Genomic DNA, 15,591 nt, shown 5'->3' on the forward strand with positions numbered 1-15,591 from the left:
CGGGTTCTGCGAGCCCGGCCTGACCTACTCCCGTGAGCTCGTCGAGTGGTTCCAGACCAAGGAGATCCCCAACCTGGTCACGGACACCATCGCCAGCGAGGTCACTTACGAGCCCAACACCGGTGTCGCGCTGCCGCTGCACTGTGCGCTGATGCGCAACCTGGGTGTGGCGTTGACCGAGATCGCTTGGCTCGACGACCTCGCTGACGCCTGCGCCGCGGACGGTCGATGGAGCTTCCTGTACGTGGCGGCACCGCTGAAGGTGGTCAAGGGCACCGGTGCCCCGGTCAACCCGGTGGCGATCCGCTGAGGAGCCGATCATGAGCGTCTACGACGACAAGCCCTGGCTTGCGCGATATGCGCCCGGCCAGCCGGCAGCGATCACGGTCGAGTTCGACAACGCATTGGCGATGTTCCGTTCGTCGGTCGAGCGGAACCCGAACGGGGATGCGATCCGCTACTTCGACGGTCGGATCAGCCTGCGCGAGCTGGACGAGCTGACCGACGCCTTCGCTGCCGCCCTGCTCGACACCGGGTTCACCAAGGGTGACCGTGTGGCGTTGTACCTGCAGAACGTGCCGCAGTTCGTGATCGCGCAGATCGGGACGTGGAAGGCCGGCGGCATCGCTGTATCGGTCAACCCGATGAACCGCGAACGCGAGCTGGAGCTGCTGCTGCGTGACTCCGGCGCTCGGGTGCTGGTGTGCCTGCAGTCTCTCTACCGAGACGTGGCGGCAACCGTGCTCGGCAACACCGACGTCCAGACGGTGATCACCACCTCGGAGCTGGAGTACCAGACCCGCAACGACCAGCGCGTGTTCTCAGGGGTGGAACGCATCTCGTGCGAGGGCACGCTCGACATGGCCGAGCTGTTGGCCCGGTGCGCCGGACGGCGGCCGCCAACGGTGGAGCTGGCGCCGGACGACGTGGCGTTCTTGACCTACACCTCGGGGACGACCGGTCCACCGAAGGGCGCGATGACCACGCACCGCAACGTTGTGTTCAACGCCCAGGCTTACCGTGACTGGATCGGTCTGGGGCAGGACGACGTGATTTTGGGCGTTGCCCCGCTGTTCCACATCACCGGGTTGGTCGGGCACATCGCGATCTCGTTGCTGATTGGCGCCCCGCTCGTGCTCATGTACCGGCTCGATCCAACGCTGACGATCGAGACGATCCGGGACGAACGAGCCACCTTCACGGTCGGCTCCATCACCGTGTTCATCGCACTGATGAACGCGCCTAATGCCGACAAGGACGCCCTCGCCAGCCTTACCAAGATCTACTCCGGTGGTGCTCCCATCCCGCCGAGCACGGTCAAGGCGTTCCAGTCGACGTTCGGCCATTACATCCACAACATCTATGGCTTGACCGAGACCACCTCGCCGTCGCACGCCGTGCCGCTCGGGGCCCAGGCTCCGGTGGACGAGGCATCGGGGGCGCTGTCGGTGGGCGTGCCCATCTACAACACGATCGTGCGGATCGTCGGTGATGATGGTCAGGACCTGCCGCCGGGCGAGATCGGTGAGTTGGTCACCAGCGGCCCGCAGGTCGTCGCCGGCTACTGGAACAAGCCGGAGGAGACCGAAAAGGCCCTGCCCGGCGGGGCGCTGCACACCGGCGACGTCGGGTACATGGACGAGAACGGCTGGTTCTACATCGTCGACCGGAAGAAGGACCAGATCAACGCGGGTGGGTACAAGGTCTGGCCGCGCGAGGTCGAAGACGTGCTCTACGAGCACGAAGCTGTCCGTGAGGCCGCCGTTGTCGGCGTCCCGGACCCTTACCGTGGGGAGACGGTCAAGGCGTTCGTCAGCCTGCGCCCCGGCCGTACCGCCACCGCGGACGAGCTCATCGCGTTCTGCAAGGAACGGATGGCCGCCTACAAGTACCCACGTCAGATCGAATTTCTCGACGAGATCCCCAAGACGGTCACCGGAAAGCTGTTGCGCCGAGAGCTTCGTGCCCGCGAACAGCAAAAGCAGACCGTCTGACCCTGACCATCACCGCGCCGGGCCCGGGACCCCGGGCCCGGCGTACACCATCAACCCTGCGATCTCTGACTTCCTGACCGAGACTTCCTGATCTCATCGCGGATGCGCAACCGGTGGCCCGCCTGTTGATCGAATTCCGGGAGAAACCCCGAGCCGCATCCGCCGACTAGCCATCGCCACAGATTCTCTACACCGAACTGGGGGAGCAATATGCCCAATACCGTTCTCATCGCCGGAGCCAGTGGACTGGTCGGCGCCGCCTGCGTCGACCGATTCCTCGACGACGGCTGGGACGTCATCGCGGTGTCCCGCCGCCAGCCGGAGATCTTCAGCACCAAGCCATTCCGGCATCTGCCGATCAACCTGCAGGACGCGGCAGCCACCCGGGAAGCGGTGCAGGGCCTGAGTGAGGTCACGCACGTCGTCTACGCCGCGGTCTATGAAAAGCCGGGTCTGATCGCCGGCTGGACCGAGCAAGACCAGATGGACACCAACCTGGCCATGCTGCGCAACCTCATCGAGCCGCTCAGCGAGGTCGCCAGCCTGCGGCACGTGACCCTGCTGCAGGGCACCAAGGCCTACGGCATCCACCTGCACCCCATGCGTATCCCCGCACGTGAGCGGCACCCGCGTGACGACCACGCGAACTTCTACTGGCTGCAGGAGGACTACATCAAGGACAAGTCCGCCGCCAGCGGATTCGACTTCACCATCATGCGCCCGCAGCTCATCGTCGGCCCGAACATCGGCGTGGTCATGAACCTGCCCCCGGTGATCGGTGTGTACGCGGCGATCTGCAAGGAAGAGGGGCGCCCGTTCGGCTTCCCCGGCGGGGCACCCTATGTGTGGGAGGCCGTCGACACCCGCCTGGTCGCGAACGCGATTCGGTGGGCTGCCGAGGCGCCGACGGCCGCTGGGCAACACTTCAACCTCACCAACGGCGAGGTCTTCGCCTGGCGCGACCTGTGGCCGGCCATGGCCGAGGCACTCGGAGTCGAAGCCGGCCCGGACGAACCGCTCTCCATGGCCGAGTTCCTCCCGTCCAAGGCGGACCTGTGGGACAAGATCGTCGCCAAGCACGGGCTACGCCAGATCGGTATGACCGATCTGCTTGGCGAGTCTCACTACTACGCCGACTTCTGCTTCGCCTACGGCGCCACCGAGCCGCCGCCGCCGGCGTTCGTCAGCACGGTGAAGATCAAGCAGGCCGGATTCACCGACACCTGGGACACCGAGGAGTCCTTCGTGCACTGGTTCAAGGTGCTGCAGGACCGCCGGATTCTGCCACCCGCCCACTGACGGGCTCGATCACCGCTACACGGTGCGAGGCCGCCGCGAGGGGACGGACGGCGGCCTCGCACCGGACTGTCGGGTCGTGACGGCATCGGCCGGCAAGCCGTCGAGGAGGCTCCGTGGCCATCTGTCGCGCAGGGGAACCCCACGATGGCAGCGGTGTCGTGGCAGGCGTGCCGATACCGACAAGAGCACTGGTCGCGCGAGGAATGTCCGAATTCAGCGCGCGGGAAGGGGACCGGGGCACGTTATGGCAGGAACCCCGCTCCCGGCCCTACCTCCAGGCCCGCCGACCCGCGCCCCGCCGTCCCTAATGGGGTGTTTCCGCTGGTCACGACCTCGTCCGGGGTCGATGCGGGAGCCACTGCGGGGACGGCGGTGCCGCTGGCGGAGCTGGACGCGCGTGCCGCCGGGTACGCCACCGCCACCTACACCGCCGGCGTCCAGGAGCTGGCCATCACCCGCTGGACCGCCCCCCAAGACCATGCAGGCGTACGTCGAAGAAGCCGGCATCTGGGCGGACAACCCCACCGAGTGGCTCGGGCTGGAGGCCGCCAGTGCCCGACACGGTCCCTCAGCAGTGATCTAGCCGCTCAGTGGGACGTCGAGGCGCACCGTCTTACTCACGCGTGGGGATCAAACCGCGCGAGCGCCGGTACGCAGCGGCTCGACCGAACCGCGGGCACGAAGCACCCGTCACGGGTACTCCCCAGCATGGCGGCCGCACAGGCTGGTGACCCCGTTGTTACCGATGCTGTGGCCTGGCCTGTCTCGCGCGAGACAGGCCAGCTAGAGCAGATCAAGCCGCGAACCCCGGGACCAGCGTTTCCCGTTGGGGAGGAGCTCCGCGAGGTGTGACGACCGCACGAACTAACCACCCTGATCTGGGTCGTGCATGAGAAGCCGTCATCCAGAACGACCGGTTCAGGGGGCGCGCTGCGCAGCGCCGCCGCCGCGGCAGTGCAGAGGTGATCGGGCTGCTGCGCTGGCTGCTGCTCGTGCTCGGTTGGCCTGCCGCGGGCGACGCCGACGCCTTCGCGACGGCGAACCACGTGCTGGGCACCGCCATCGGCGAGACGGGCGGCTACCTGCTCACGGCCACCCGGACGGGCCTGGTCCTCGCCGGGGGACGCGGTTCGCCGGCCGCTGGTTCGTGGTGCTCGGGGGCGGCTCGGCCGTCCTTCATCCTCGCCGGGCTGCTCGTGCCGCTGGGGCTGCTGCTCGCCGACACCGCCGACTTCGTCAGTGACGTCCTCTGGAGCGGGTGGCTCGTCGCCTTCGGCGTGGTCCTCTCGTTCGGGCCCGCCGCGGGACGGGCGTGGGGGCCGGCGCCGTAGGGTGATCCGCATGGAGAGCGGCGCCGATCCACTGCGGCACCACGGCGACGTCGAAGCCATCCCCGGCATGCTCGACTTCGCGGTCAACGTGCAGGGCGCTGGCCCGCCGGGGTGGCTGCGCGACCGGCTCGCGGCCACCCTCGTCGACCTGGGTCGTTACCCCTCCGCCGCGCACGACGCGCGGGCGCGGGAGGCGGTCGCGGCCCGGCACGGCCGCCGTCCCGACGAGGTGCTCGTGCTCGCCGGCGCCGCGGAGGGCTTCGCGCTCCTGCCCGCGCTCGCGCCCCGGCTCGCCGCGATCGTGCACCCCGGCTTCACCGAGCCGGAGCTTGCGCTGCGCACCGCCGGTGTGCCGGTGGTGCATGTGCTCACCGACGCCGCCGACGGGCACCGGTTCGATCCGCGCGGCGTGCCCGCGGAGGCCGATCTCGTCGTCGTCGGCAACCCGACGAACCCGACGGGCGTGCTGCACTCCGCGGACGCGCTGCGGTCGCTCGTCGCGCCGGGCCGGATCGTCGTCGTCGACGAGGCGTTCGCCGACGCCGTCCCCGGAGAGCCGGAGTCGCTGGCCGGCGTGCGCGACCCGGGCCTGCTCGTCCTGCGCAGCCTGACCAAGACGTGGGCGCTCGCCGGGCTGCGCGCCGGGTACGCCCTGGGCGCCCCGGACGTGCTCGCCCGGCTCGGGCACGCCCGCCCGCACTGGCCGGTCTCGACGCCCGCGCTGGAAGCGGTCGTGGCGTGCAGTGAGCCGGCCGCCGTCGCCGAGGCGGAGCTGGCCGCGCACCGGCTCGTCACCGCCCGCGCCGAGCAGGCCGCCGCGCTGGCCGCCGTCCCCGGGGTGGAGGTCCTGCCCGGGCAGGCGCCCTACCTGCTGCTGCGGCTGCCCACCGGCCACGGCGAACGGGTCCGGCTCGCCCTGCGGGACGCCGGCATCGCGGTGCGCCGCTGCGACACCTTCCCCGGACTGGACGCCGACCACATCCGGGTCGCGGTGCGGCCCGCCGAGGACTGGCGCCGGCTGGTCGCGGCGCTGACCGACGCGCTCGCGGGGGCACGGGCATGACGACCGTCGCCGATGTGATCGCCGCGCTGGAGTCGGCCTACCCGCCGCGGCTCGCGGCCGACTGGGACGCCGTCGGTCTCGTCTGCGGCGATCCGGCGGACGAGGTCCGCTCGGTGCTGATCGCTGTCGATCCGGTGGCCGCCACCGTCGACGAGGCCGTCGAGTCCGGGGCGCAGCTGCTGGTCACCCACCATCCGCTGCTGCTGCGCGGGGTGCACGGGGTCGGCGCCGACACGCCGAAGGGGGCGCTCGTGCACCGGCTCGTCCGGGCCGGTGCGGCGCTGTTCACCGCGCACACCAACGCCGACTCCGCCGATCCCGGGGTCTCCGACGCGCTGGCCGCGGCGCTCGGCCTCACCGTCGAGGGGCCGCTGCAGCCCGCACCGGAGCCGCCGCTCGACAAGATCGTCACCTTCGTCCCGGTCGGCCCCGCGATCACCGCCGTGCACGAGGCGTTGGCCGCCGCCGGGGCCGGGCAGATCGGCGACTACAGCCACTGCTCGTTCGCCACCGCCGGCACCGGCCAGTTCAAGCCGCTGCCCGGCGCCAACCCGACCATCGGGGAGATCGGGCAGCTCGAGCGGGTGGCCGAGACGAAGCTGGAGATGGTGCTGCCGCGGCACCGCCGCGACGCGGTTGTGGCGGCGCTGCGGGCCGCGCACCCGTACGAGGAACCGGCGTTCGACCTGCTGGAGCTGGCGCCGATCCCGTCGTCGCGCGGGCTCGGCCGGATCGGGGCACTGCCCGAGCCGGAGCCGCTCTCCGTCTTCACCGAGCGGGTCGCCGCGGCGCTGCCCGCCACCGCGTGGGGCGTGCGCGCTGCCGGTGATCCGGACCTGCTCGTGCAGCGGGTCGCCGTCTGCGGCGGTGCCGGGGACTCGGCGTTGTCGGCCGCCGTCGCGGCCGGCGTGGACGTCTACGTGACCGCCGACCTGCGCCACCATCCCGCCGCGGAGCACGTGCTCGCTCACCCGTCCGGCCCGGCGCTGGTCGACGTGGCGCACTGGGCGTCGGAGTGGCCGTGGTGCGAGCAGGCGGCCGACGTCGTGCGCGCGGCCACGGGCGGTAGCGTCGACGTTCGCGTCTCCACCCTGCGCACCGATCCCTGGACCCTCGGGAGGACCCGACCGTCATGAAGGCCGATCCCGCCGTCCAACGTGCACTGTTGACGGTCGCCGAGCTCGACAAGGAGCTCACGCAGCTCGCGCACCGCCGGCGCAACCTGCCGGAGAACGCGAAGCTCGCGGAGGCCGAGGCGGCCGTGCGCACCGCGAAGGACAAGCTCGTCGAGGTCGAGACCCTCGCCGGCGATCTCGACCGGGACATCCGCCGCATCGAGCGCGACGTCGACGGCGTCCGCAAGCGCACCGAGCGCGACAAGGCGCTGCTCGCCGGGCCCGGCGTGAGCGCTCGGCAGGCCGCTGACCTGCAGCACGAGCTGGAGACCCTGCAGCGCCGCCAGAGCGTGCTGGAGGACGAGCAGCTGGAGGTCATGGAGCGGCGCGAGGCCGTCGGCCGCGACGTCGAGCACTCGAAGGCGGCGCTCGCGGCGGCCGAGCAGGCCGTCGCCGACCTGATCAAGGCCCGCGACGCAGCGCTCGCCGACATCGACGCCGCCGAGGCCGGTCGCCGCCGTGACCGGGAGCAGACAGCGGCCACGATCCCGGCCGAGCTGATGGCCGTCTACGAGAAGCGGCGCTCGCAGAGCGGCATCGGGGCGGCCCCGCTGGTGGCGCGTCGTTGCCAGGCGTGCCGGCTGGAGCTGGACCGCACGGCCCTCGCCTCGCTGAAGGCCGCCGCTGCGGACGAGGTCGTGCACTGCGCCGAGTGCGGCACGATCCTGGTGCGGACGGCGGAATCGGGGCTGTGAAGGTCATCGTCGAAGCGGACGGCGGATCACGGGGCAACCCCGGTCCCGCCGGGTACGGCGCCGTCGTCGTGGACGCGGCCACCGACGAGGTGCTCGCCGAGCGGTCCGGCGGCATCGGCACGGCCACCAACAACGTCGCCGAGTACCGCGGCCTCATCGCCGGGCTGCAGGCGGCGATCGAGCTGGGGGCCACCACCGTCGAGGTGCGGATGGACTCCAAGCTCGTCGTCGAGCAGATGTCGGGCCGCTGGAAGGTCAAGCACCCGTCGATGCAGCCGCTGGCCGCGGAGGCGAAGGCGCTGGTGGCGCGGTTCGAGTCGGTCACGTTCACGTGGGTGCCGCGGGAGCGCAACGCCCGCGCGGACGCACTGGCCAACCGCGCCATGGACGCGCAGGCCGGCGAGGCCGACGACCCGGTCGAGGCGACGGCTGCCGAGCCCGCGGTCGTCGCCTGGTCCGGGCAGGTGGGGGAGCCGACCCGGATGCTGCTGCTGCGGCACGGGCAGACGGCACTGTCGGTCGAGCGCCGCTACTCCGGGCACGGCGATCCCGAGCTGACGGAGCTGGGCCGGCTGCAGGCCGCCCGGGCGGCGGCGCGGCTGGCTGCCGAGCCCGACATCGCGGCCGTCCTCACCTCACCGCTGCAGCGGGCCCGGGTCACGGCGGAGGCCGTCGCGGAGGCGACCGGGGCCCCGCTCGTCGTCCGGCCGGGCTTGATCGAGACCGACTTCGGCGAGTGGGAGGGCCTCTCCTTCGCTGAGGCCCGCGCCCGCGACCCCGAGCTGCACCGGCGCTGGCTGGGCGACGAGACGGTGGCCCCGCCCGGTGGGGAGAGCTTCGCCGCGGTCGGGCGGCGGATCGAGATCGAGCGGCGCGCCGTGCTGGCCGAGTACCCCGGGCGGACGGTCGTCGTGGTCAGCCACGTCACCCCGATCAAGATGCTGCTGCGGGCGGGGCTCGATGCCGGGCCGAGCCTGCTCTACCGGCTGCACCTGGATCTCGCGTCGCTGTCCGAGGTGCAGTTCTACCCGGACGGCGGGGCGAGCGTGCGGCTGGTCAACGACACTCACCACGTGCCGGACTGATCACCCCGCCACAGCGAGCGACGCCCACAGCGCCATCGTCGAGGCGACCAGCGCGGCGGGCACGGTGGCCAGGCCGAGCGTGCTGAACTCGCGCAGGTCGACGCGCACGCCGTGGCGGCCGAGGACGGACCGCCACAGCAGCGTCGCGAGCGAGCCGACGTAGGTGAGGTTGGGGCCGATGTTGACCCCGAGCAGCACCGCCAGCACCAGCCCGGGCTGCGGCGCCGGGCCGAGCGCGGTGAGCAGCACCAGCGTCGCCGGCAGGTTGTTGACCACGTTCGCCAGCACCGCGGCGATCCCGGCGACGGCGAGCAGCCCGGTCAGTGTGGCGGTCTCGGGCAGCAGGGCCTGCAGCGCGCCGGTGAGCCCTTGTTCACCCACCGCGGCTACCACCACGCCGAGCGCCAGCACGAACAGGCAGAACAACGGGTCCGCGGCCCGCACGATCCCGGCCGGGGTGATCTCGCGGCGGGCCAGCGCCCGCACCGCCAGCACGGCCGCTCCGGCGGCGGCCATCCACGCCGGTTCGATGCCGGCGTACGACGACAGCCCGAACCCGGCCAGCGTCGCCGTCAGCACCGCCAGTGCGAACCGGGGCGCGGGCGGCACGTCCTCCGGTACCGGTGCCGGCCGGTGACCCAGGTCCTCACGGAACCACAGGCGCAGCACCGCGTACTCGACCGCGATCGCGGCCAGCCACGGCGCTGTCATCACGGCGGTGAAGCCGGCGAACGACAGCCCGCACGCCGCGAAGGCCAGCAGGTTCGTCAGGTTCGACACGGGCAGCAGCGTCGACGCCGAGTTCGACAGGTGCCCGCACGCGTACACGTGCGGCCTGGCGGGCAGCTGCAGCCGTGCCGCCGTGGCGAGCACGACGGGGGTGAGCAGCACGACGGTCGCGTCCAGGCTGAGGACGGCGGTGGTGCCCGCCGCGGCCGCGGTGACGAGCCCGAGCAGCCCGGTGGGCCGGTGCGTCGCCCCGGCCAGCCGGGCCCCGAGCCACGTGAACACGCCTTCGGCCGCGGCGAGCTGGCCGAGCAGGAGGATCGCCGCCAGGAACCCGACGGTGGGCGCGAGCTCGGCGATCTCCGACCCGGCCCGGTCGGGGCCGACCAGCCCCGCGCCGACGGCGAGCAGCGCCGCTGGAACCGCGATCACGGCCTCGGGGAGTCCGTGGGGCCGCACCACCGCTGCCGCGAGCACCGCCGCCAGCAGCGCCAGCGCCGCGACGAGCATCACCTGATCATCAAGTACACGCCGACGGCGATGCCGAGCAGCACCACCGCCCAGCGCAGGACGTTGTCGGGGAGCTTGCGGGCCACGCGCGCCCCGACGTATCCGCCCAGCAGCGTCATCGGGGCGAGGACCAGCACCGCCCACCACACGACCGGCGCGCCGATCGCGAAGATCACCACCGTGACCGTCGCGACGATGAACGACAGCACGCCCTTGGCCGCGTTGAGCCGCACGATCCGGTCGTGGGTGCAGAGGGCGAGCGTCGCGATGAGGATCACGCCGAGCGCCCCGCCGAAGTAGCCGCCGTACACCCCGGCCAGGAACATCGCGGGCAGCAGGACGCCCATCCGGTCGGGCGCGTCGGGGGCGCTGTCGCCTCCGCCGGTCCACTTCTTGATCTGTGGCTGCAGGGCCAGCAGCGCGCTGGCCAGCAGCACCAGCACCGGCACGACGGCGTCGAAGACCGCGTCGGGCAGGGCGAGCAGCAGGAAGCACCCGACGATCGAGCCGATGGTGGCGACGATGCCGGTGGATACCAGCCGGCGACCTTGGCCGGGCAGGTCCTGCCGGTTGCCCAGCACGACGCCCGCGTACCCCGGCCACTGCGCGATCGAGTTGGTGACGTTCGCCGTCAGCGGGTTGAAGCCGACCGCGAGCAGCGCCGGGAAGACGATCAGCGACCCGCCGCCCGCGACGGCGTTGACCGAGCCGGAGACGAATCCCGCGACCACGAGGAACAGCAGTGAACCGAGGGACACGTCGAGCACGGACGAACGCTAGCGAATGATCGACGACTACCGTCGGGATGGTGACGACCTCCACTCCTACCGGCGGCCCGGAGCCGGACGAGGGCGGCGACGCGGTCTGCTGGCTCAACCGCCTCTGCCCCGAGTGCGGTGCCATGCCCAACCGGGGCGAGGAGACCTGCTGGCGCTGCGGCGCCCCCGTCCCCGACGCTCCGCCGGAGGAGAGCTAGGGTGGAGGTACGGGCGAGTTGGCCGGGCGGCCGCGGCGACGAGCGATCGTCGTCGAGGAAAGTCCGGACTCCACAGGGCAGGGTGGTTGCTAACGGCAACCCGGAGTGATCCGCGGGACAGTGCCACAGAGAACAGACCGCCTCGCACCCACGTGCGGGGTAAGGGTGAAACGGTGGTGTAAGAGACCACCAGCACCCCGGGTGACCGGGGTGGCTCGGTAAACCCCACCCGGAGCAAGACCAAGAGGCGCCACCCCGGTGGCGCTGCGCAGGCGCTTGAGGGCGGCCCGTCCGAGCCTGCGGGTAGGTCGCTAGAGCCCATCGGTGACGGTGGGCCCAGATGGATGGTCGCCGATCGGTGTCCCCGTAAGGGGCCCGTGAACAGAATCCGGCTTACAGGCCAGCTCGCCCGGTCCACGCTTCGATCTGCCGCGACTCCGCACTCCCGGATCCGGTCCGACGTCGGCGATGGAGTGAACGCCGCTCACCGCGGGTGACGGGGTCGGCGGGCTGAGCGTCACGGGCGTGCTGGTCTCCGGCCGCGACCTGTGAGGCATCGCCGCAGGACGATGAGCAGCCTCGACCGGTCCTCGGGGCCATGACCCGCGACTCGTGAGCGCTCAGCCCAGAGCCGTTGCCGCGCGCCGCCCTCGCGCCGACGACTCGGCCAGGACCGGGCACGGGCTCGGCCCTGGACACCGCTCAGGACGCGCGGTGGGACGTCGCAGAGACGTGGGCCGGGCTCGGCGGAACTCGCCGTGGACCTGGGCGCCGACACCATCGCTCCGGTGCACTGCCGCTCCGGAGCAGTGCACCTAGCCCGCCGCGGCGGCCGACGGAACCGACGCCACGATCCGGGTCCGCCGCTTCACCCAGGGGATCACTGCTGCGAAGAGCAGTGCGGCCGCGAGCGCGGTCGCACCCGTGATCATGAAGTAGATCGCCTCCGTCCGGGGGGTGTACAGCCCGGCGAGTGCGCCCGCCGCCGAGGAGCCTGCAGCGGTGGAGAGGAACCAGAGGGCGACCATCTGGGTACGGAACGCCTGGGGTGCCAGCTGCGTCGACAGCGAGAGCTGGATCGGCGACACGAACAGCTCTGCGATGGTGAAGACCAGCAGGATCCCGGTGAGCGCGAGTGGCGGGTTCACCGGTCCGGAGGTCGCCGTCATCGGCAGGAAGAGCAGGAAAGCGAGTCCGATCAGGATGGTTCCGATGAGGAACTTCACCGTGCTGGACGGCTCTCGGGGCCCCAGCTTCGCCAGGACCGTGACGAGCACCGGCGTGCACAGGATGACGAACACCGGCACCGCGGAGTTGAAGAACTCGGGAGGCATGCTCCAGCCCAGGATGTCCAGGTCGACGCGCTGCGCGGCGTAGACCTGGACCACGGTGAACTGCTGCTGGTAGAGCGACCAGAAGACGCAGTTCAGGAGGAAGACGGGGATCAGGCCGTAGACGCGGCGCCGTTCGTCCGGTGACACCTTCCGGCTGCGCAGCATGACGGCGAAGTAGTAGACGATGAGGACGGCGAGCACGATCGTCACGGTGACCGCGAGGTTGTCCGCCGTCAGGAATCCGGCGGCGACGACGACGGCGAGCAGGACGGCGATTACCCCGGCGAGGACGCACGCTCGACGTGCTTCGGCGCGCGGAAGCGGATCGGGAACGTGCTGTCCCCGCGGGGGAACCTTCTTGCGGCCGGCCGCGTAGATCGACAGGCCGATCGCCATCCCGATCGCTGCGAGCCCGAACGCGTAGTGGAAACCGAGCTCCGAGCGCGTCAGCCCGGTCAGAATCGGGCCGCCGAGGGCGCCGATGTTCAACCCCATGTAGAAGACCATGAAGCCGCGGTCGCGGCGGCGGTCGCGGGCGTCGTACAGCGAGCCCACGAGGGAGGTCACGTTCCCGACCTGGCCACCGCTGCCGATGACGAGGAGGCACAGCCCGACGAGCACGCCGGGCAGTCCGGGGATCACGGCCAGGCAGGCGTGTCCGGCCATGATCGTGATGGCGCTGTAGAACAGGGTGCGTTCGGAGCCGAGCAACCGGTCGGCCACCCAGCCACCGAGCACGGTCGCGAGGTAGACGAGGCCCCCGTAGGCGCCGACGACGGACGTGGCGGCGGCGGTGGACAGTCCGAGCCCGCCCTGCGCGACCGGGAAGAACAGGTAGTACAGCAGGACGACCTGCATCCCGTAGAAGGAGAACCTCTCCCACAGGCCGAGTGCGGTGAGTGTGCCCAATCCTGTGGGCTGCCCGAGGAATCCGGCTCCCGCTCGGCAGGACTTTTCTTCTGTCGTCATTGACCTTGCTCTCCCTTGGTACGAGATCGCGCAACCGGTAGGAGCCCTCAGGCGGAGAGGCGTCGCGCTGCGGCGACGAGTGCATCGATGTCCGCGCGATCGGTGTCGTACGAGCAGACGAGCCTCATCAGGTCCGCACGCGGATCCCAGGCGTAGAACCCGAACTCCTGGGAAAGCGGACGGGCGATTCGAGGTGTCATCCGTGCGAAGACGGCGTTGGCCTCGACCGGGTAGGCGATCTCGATCCCCGGTACGTCGGCCAGTTCACCGGCGAGTTCCCTGGCCGCAGCGTTGGCGGCGGTGGCGTTGCGCAGCCACAGGTCGCCTTCGAGGAGTGCGATGAACTGCGCGGCGATGAAGCGCATCTTCGACGCCAGTTGCATCGCCTGCTTGCGCGCGTAGCGGAACACCTCCGAAGCGGCGCGGCCGGCCGAGGTGGGGGCGAACACGACCGCGTCGCCGAACACGAGTCCGTTCTTGGTGCCGCCGAGCGTGACGATGTCGACTCCGGCGGCTGTGCTGACCTCGGCGAGGGAGCACCCCGCCGACGCAGCTGCGTTCGCCAGGCGGGCCCCGTCCATGTGCACGGCCATGCCGCGGGAGTGCGCCCACCGGCACAGGTCGGCCACGTGGTCCGGGCGGTAGATCGTGCCGAGTTCGGACGAGTTGGTCAGCGACAGCACGGCCGGCACGACCTGGTGCTCGCCTCGGTCGCCCGGCGGGAGCTCACGATCCACGGTCTCTCGGGTGAGCAGGCCGTGGTGCGCCGTGACGGGGAGGACGGTGCTCCCCGTGAACCGGACGGGTGCTCCGCACTCGTCGGTGTGCAGGTGAGCGTCGGTGGAGCAGACGACGGCTTGGTGCGGTCGCAACGCGGAGGCGAGGGCGGTGACGTTCGCCCCGGTCCCGTTGAACAGCAGGTAGCCGCGGGTCCCTGGACCGAAGTGCTCCTCGAGGAGCGCCTCGGCTCGCGCGGTCCAGCTGTCAGCGCCGTAGGCCGGGGCGTGGCCGTGGTTGGCCTCGGCGATCGCCGCGATCACGTCGGGATGGGCGCCGGAGGAGTTGTCGCTGGCGAACGTGCGCCGGGAGGGCGTGGTCATCGCCGGTGGCCGAGCCAGGCGGTCGCCGCTGCGACCAGCGCCCGGATACCGGTACCGATGGTCGGCTGGATCACCGGCGCGAAGAGAGGGGAGTGGTTGGACGGAATCAGCTCGTCCAGCCGGCCGGCCGCCTCAGCCGCCGCGTACTCGGCGGGATCGACGCAGCCCAGCGCCCAGAAGACAGAAGGTGCCCCGGCCGCGTCCCCGAACTCGCCGAAGTCCTCACTGCCCATCATGGGTGGGACCTCACGCACCGATTCAGGGCCGAGCTCGGCGCGCAGCGCCGCCATCGCGATCTCGGTCGCCGCGGGATCGTTGATCGTGGGGGTGAACCGGAACAGCTCGACGAACTCCGGTGGTTTCGGCGAGCCCGACGCGGCGCACTCGGCTTCGACCACTCTGCGCACCGAGGCGAGCACGCGCGCGCTGACCTCCCGGTCGTAGGTGCGAACGCTCAGCTTGAGGTCGGCGTGATCGGCGATGATGTTGGGCGCGGTGCCGGCGTGGAGCGCCCCGACGGTGAGCACTGCCTGCTCGTTGGCCGCCACCTCGCGCGCGACGATCGTCTGCAGCCGCATGACCACCGCCGAGGCGAGCACGACGGGATCGACCCCGGACTCGGGCCGGGAGCCGTGCGCGCCGCGCCCGAACAGCCGGATGTCGTACCCGTCGGACGCAGCCAGGAACGGGCCGGTCCGGTAGCCGATGGTGCCCGCCGGGTAGGGGAAGACGTGCTGGCCCAGCACCACGCTCGGCAGGCCGGTGAGGTCGAGCAGGTTGTCGTCGAGCATGCGTCTGGCCCCGCCGCGGCCCTCCTCGGCCGGCTGGAAGACCGCCACCACCGTTCCCGACCACGACCGGCGGGACCCGGCCAGCAGGTTCGCCGCGCCGAGCAAGCAGCTGACGTGCACGTCGTGGCCGCAGGCGTGCATCACCGGCACGATCTCGCCCGACTCGGTCGTCGCGGTCACGGTGCTCGCGTAGGCGAGGCCCGTCTTCTCCGCCACGGGCAGCGCGTCCATGTCGGCGCGCAGCATGACGCGCGGCCCGTCCCCGTTCCGCAGCACACCGACCACACCGGTCCCTCCGACCCCTTCGGTCACCGTGTAGCCGTCGCCGCGGAGTCGGGCGGCGACGATCGCGGCGGTTCGGTGCTCCGCGTAGGCGAGCTCCGGGTTCGCGTGGAGGTCGCGGTAGAGGTCCTCGATGCTCGGCATGATCGCCGTGAGGCCGCGCAGTCCGTCTTCCACGGGCATTCGCGCTCCTGAGAAGTTCGATTATCGCACGACTGTGCGTTAGTTGGCGAGGATGGCACAACTCCCCGCGCGGTGCAA

At 71.3% G+C, this 15,591-nt stretch carries 13 protein-coding genes, 1 other RNA gene and 1 pseudogene; 10 read left to right on the forward strand and 5 right to left on the reverse strand.

All coding sequences use genetic code 11. The features are described 5' to 3' along the window. The 8 genes and pseudogenes from BUE41_RS20735 to BUE41_RS20770 form a co-directional block, all read left to right on the forward strand. Positions 1 to 310: pseudogene (locus BUE41_RS20735) on the forward strand (cyclase family protein); the annotation flags it as partial. A 10-nt stretch (positions 311 to 320) separates the two neighbouring features. Continuing rightward, positions 321 to 1,994 (forward strand): class I adenylate-forming enzyme family protein, encoded by a 1,674-nt coding sequence (locus BUE41_RS20740; RefSeq protein WP_073458832.1) that lies wholly within the window; start codon positions 321 to 323, stop codon positions 1,992 to 1,994. A 210-nt stretch (positions 1,995 to 2,204) separates the two neighbouring features. Next, positions 2,205 to 3,293, forward strand: a complete 1,089-nt coding sequence (locus BUE41_RS20745) for an SDR family oxidoreductase (RefSeq protein WP_073458833.1) — start codon at positions 2,205 to 2,207, stop codon at positions 3,291 to 3,293. A 962-nt stretch (positions 3,294 to 4,255) separates the two neighbouring features. Then, the gene (locus tag BUE41_RS20750) at positions 4,256 to 4,624 is read left to right on the forward strand and encodes a hypothetical protein (RefSeq protein WP_073458834.1); all 369 of its coding nucleotides are present in this window, start codon (positions 4,256 to 4,258) and stop codon (positions 4,622 to 4,624) included. 10 nt (positions 4,625 to 4,634) lie between these two features. Beyond that, positions 4,635 to 5,687 carry an Rv2231c family histidinol phosphate aminotransferase CobC gene (gene cobC / locus BUE41_RS20755; RefSeq protein ID WP_073458947.1) on the forward strand — a complete coding sequence of 351 codons (1,053 nt, stop codon included), beginning with the start codon at positions 4,635 to 4,637 and terminating at the stop codon, positions 5,685 to 5,687. Continuing rightward, on the forward strand, positions 5,684 to 6,823 hold the full coding sequence (locus tag BUE41_RS20760) for a Nif3-like dinuclear metal center hexameric protein (RefSeq protein ID WP_073458835.1): 1,140 nt from the start codon (positions 5,684 to 5,686) through the stop codon (positions 6,821 to 6,823). Before cobC ends, BUE41_RS20760 begins: the two co-directional genes overlap by 4 nt. Continuing rightward, positions 6,820 to 7,557 (forward strand): zinc ribbon domain-containing protein, encoded by a 738-nt coding sequence (locus BUE41_RS20765; RefSeq protein WP_073458836.1) that lies wholly within the window; start codon positions 6,820 to 6,822, stop codon positions 7,555 to 7,557. Before BUE41_RS20760 ends, BUE41_RS20765 begins: the two co-directional genes overlap by 4 nt. Beyond that, a complete protein-coding gene (locus tag BUE41_RS20770; RefSeq protein WP_200804042.1) occupies positions 7,554 to 8,642 on the forward strand; it encodes a bifunctional RNase H/acid phosphatase in 1,089 nt (362 codons plus the stop codon). The genes BUE41_RS20765 and BUE41_RS20770 overlap by 4 nt, the downstream gene beginning before the upstream one ends. Here BUE41_RS20770 and BUE41_RS20775 read toward each other — a convergent pair whose 3' ends face one another. After that, positions 8,643 to 9,878, reverse strand: coding sequence for an SLC13 family permease (locus tag BUE41_RS20775; RefSeq protein WP_073458837.1), 1,236 nt, complete (start codon positions 9,876 to 9,878; stop codon positions 8,643 to 8,645). Continuing rightward, complete coding sequence (locus tag BUE41_RS20780; protein WP_084755486.1) at positions 9,878 to 10,645, reverse strand: sulfite exporter TauE/SafE family protein; 768 nt, start codon at positions 10,643 to 10,645, stop codon at positions 9,878 to 9,880. The genes BUE41_RS20775 and BUE41_RS20780 overlap by 1 nt, the downstream gene beginning before the upstream one ends. Before the next feature lie 41 nt (positions 10,646 to 10,686). Between BUE41_RS20780 and BUE41_RS31425 the strand changes: the two genes are divergently transcribed. Both BUE41_RS31425 and rnpB read left to right on the forward strand, forming a co-directional pair. After that, positions 10,687 to 10,854: a hypothetical protein gene (locus tag BUE41_RS31425; protein WP_200804043.1), complete on the forward strand. Its 168-nt coding sequence runs from the start codon at positions 10,687 to 10,689 to the stop codon at positions 10,852 to 10,854. Positions 10,855 to 10,868: 14 nt separating this feature from the next. Continuing rightward, positions 10,869 to 11,266: RNase P RNA component class A (rnpB, locus tag BUE41_RS20785), an RNA gene on the forward strand. Positions 11,267 to 11,669: 403 nt separating this feature from the next. Here rnpB and BUE41_RS20790 read toward each other — a convergent pair. The 3 genes from BUE41_RS20790 to BUE41_RS20800 are packed head-to-tail and all read right to left on the reverse strand — an operon-like array spanning position 11,670 to position 15,513. Then, a complete protein-coding gene (locus tag BUE41_RS20790; RefSeq protein WP_073458838.1) occupies positions 11,670 to 13,157 on the reverse strand; it encodes a peptide MFS transporter in 1,488 nt (495 codons plus the stop codon). A gap of 47 nt (positions 13,158 to 13,204) precedes the next feature. Further along, positions 13,205 to 14,257: a threonine aldolase family protein gene (locus BUE41_RS20795; protein ID WP_073458839.1), complete on the reverse strand. Its 1,053-nt coding sequence runs from the start codon at positions 14,255 to 14,257 to the stop codon at positions 13,205 to 13,207. After that, the gene (locus BUE41_RS20800) at positions 14,254 to 15,513 is read right to left on the reverse strand and encodes an amidohydrolase (protein ID WP_073458840.1); all 1,260 of its coding nucleotides are present in this window, start codon (positions 15,511 to 15,513) and stop codon (positions 14,254 to 14,256) included. Before BUE41_RS20800 ends, BUE41_RS20795 begins: the two co-directional genes overlap by 4 nt. Positions 15,514 to 15,591: the final 78 nt, after the last annotated feature.

Source organism: Pseudonocardia thermophila, assembly GCF_900142365.1.
In the GTDB taxonomy this organism is placed as follows: Bacteria; Actinomycetota; Actinomycetes; order Mycobacteriales; family Pseudonocardiaceae; genus Pseudonocardia; species Pseudonocardia thermophila.

Coding starts and splice junctions, on each gene's coding strand:
- BUE41_RS20790 (WP_073458838.1), bottom strand. CDS start 13,157: ATGACGACAGAAGAAAAGTCCTGCCGAGCGGGAGCCGGATTCCTCGGG.
- BUE41_RS20765 (WP_073458836.1), top strand. CDS start 6,820: ATGAAGGCCGATCCCGCCGTCCAACGTGCACTGTTGACGGTCGCCGAG.
- BUE41_RS20745 (WP_073458833.1), top strand. CDS start 2,205: ATGCCCAATACCGTTCTCATCGCCGGAGCCAGTGGACTGGTCGGCGCC.
- BUE41_RS20795 (WP_073458839.1), bottom strand. CDS start 14,257: ATGACCACGCCCTCCCGGCGCACGTTCGCCAGCGACAACTCCTCCGGC.
- BUE41_RS20760 (WP_073458835.1), top strand. CDS start 5,684: ATGACGACCGTCGCCGATGTGATCGCCGCGCTGGAGTCGGCCTACCCG.
- BUE41_RS20800 (WP_073458840.1), bottom strand. CDS start 15,513: ATGCCCGTGGAAGACGGACTGCGCGGCCTCACGGCGATCATGCCGAGC.
- BUE41_RS20775 (WP_073458837.1), bottom strand. CDS start 9,878: ATGCTCGTCGCGGCGCTGGCGCTGCTGGCGGCGGTGCTCGCGGCAGCG.
- cobC (WP_073458947.1), top strand. CDS start 4,635: ATGGAGAGCGGCGCCGATCCACTGCGGCACCACGGCGACGTCGAAGCC.
- BUE41_RS20740 (WP_073458832.1), top strand. CDS start 321: ATGAGCGTCTACGACGACAAGCCCTGGCTTGCGCGATATGCGCCCGGC.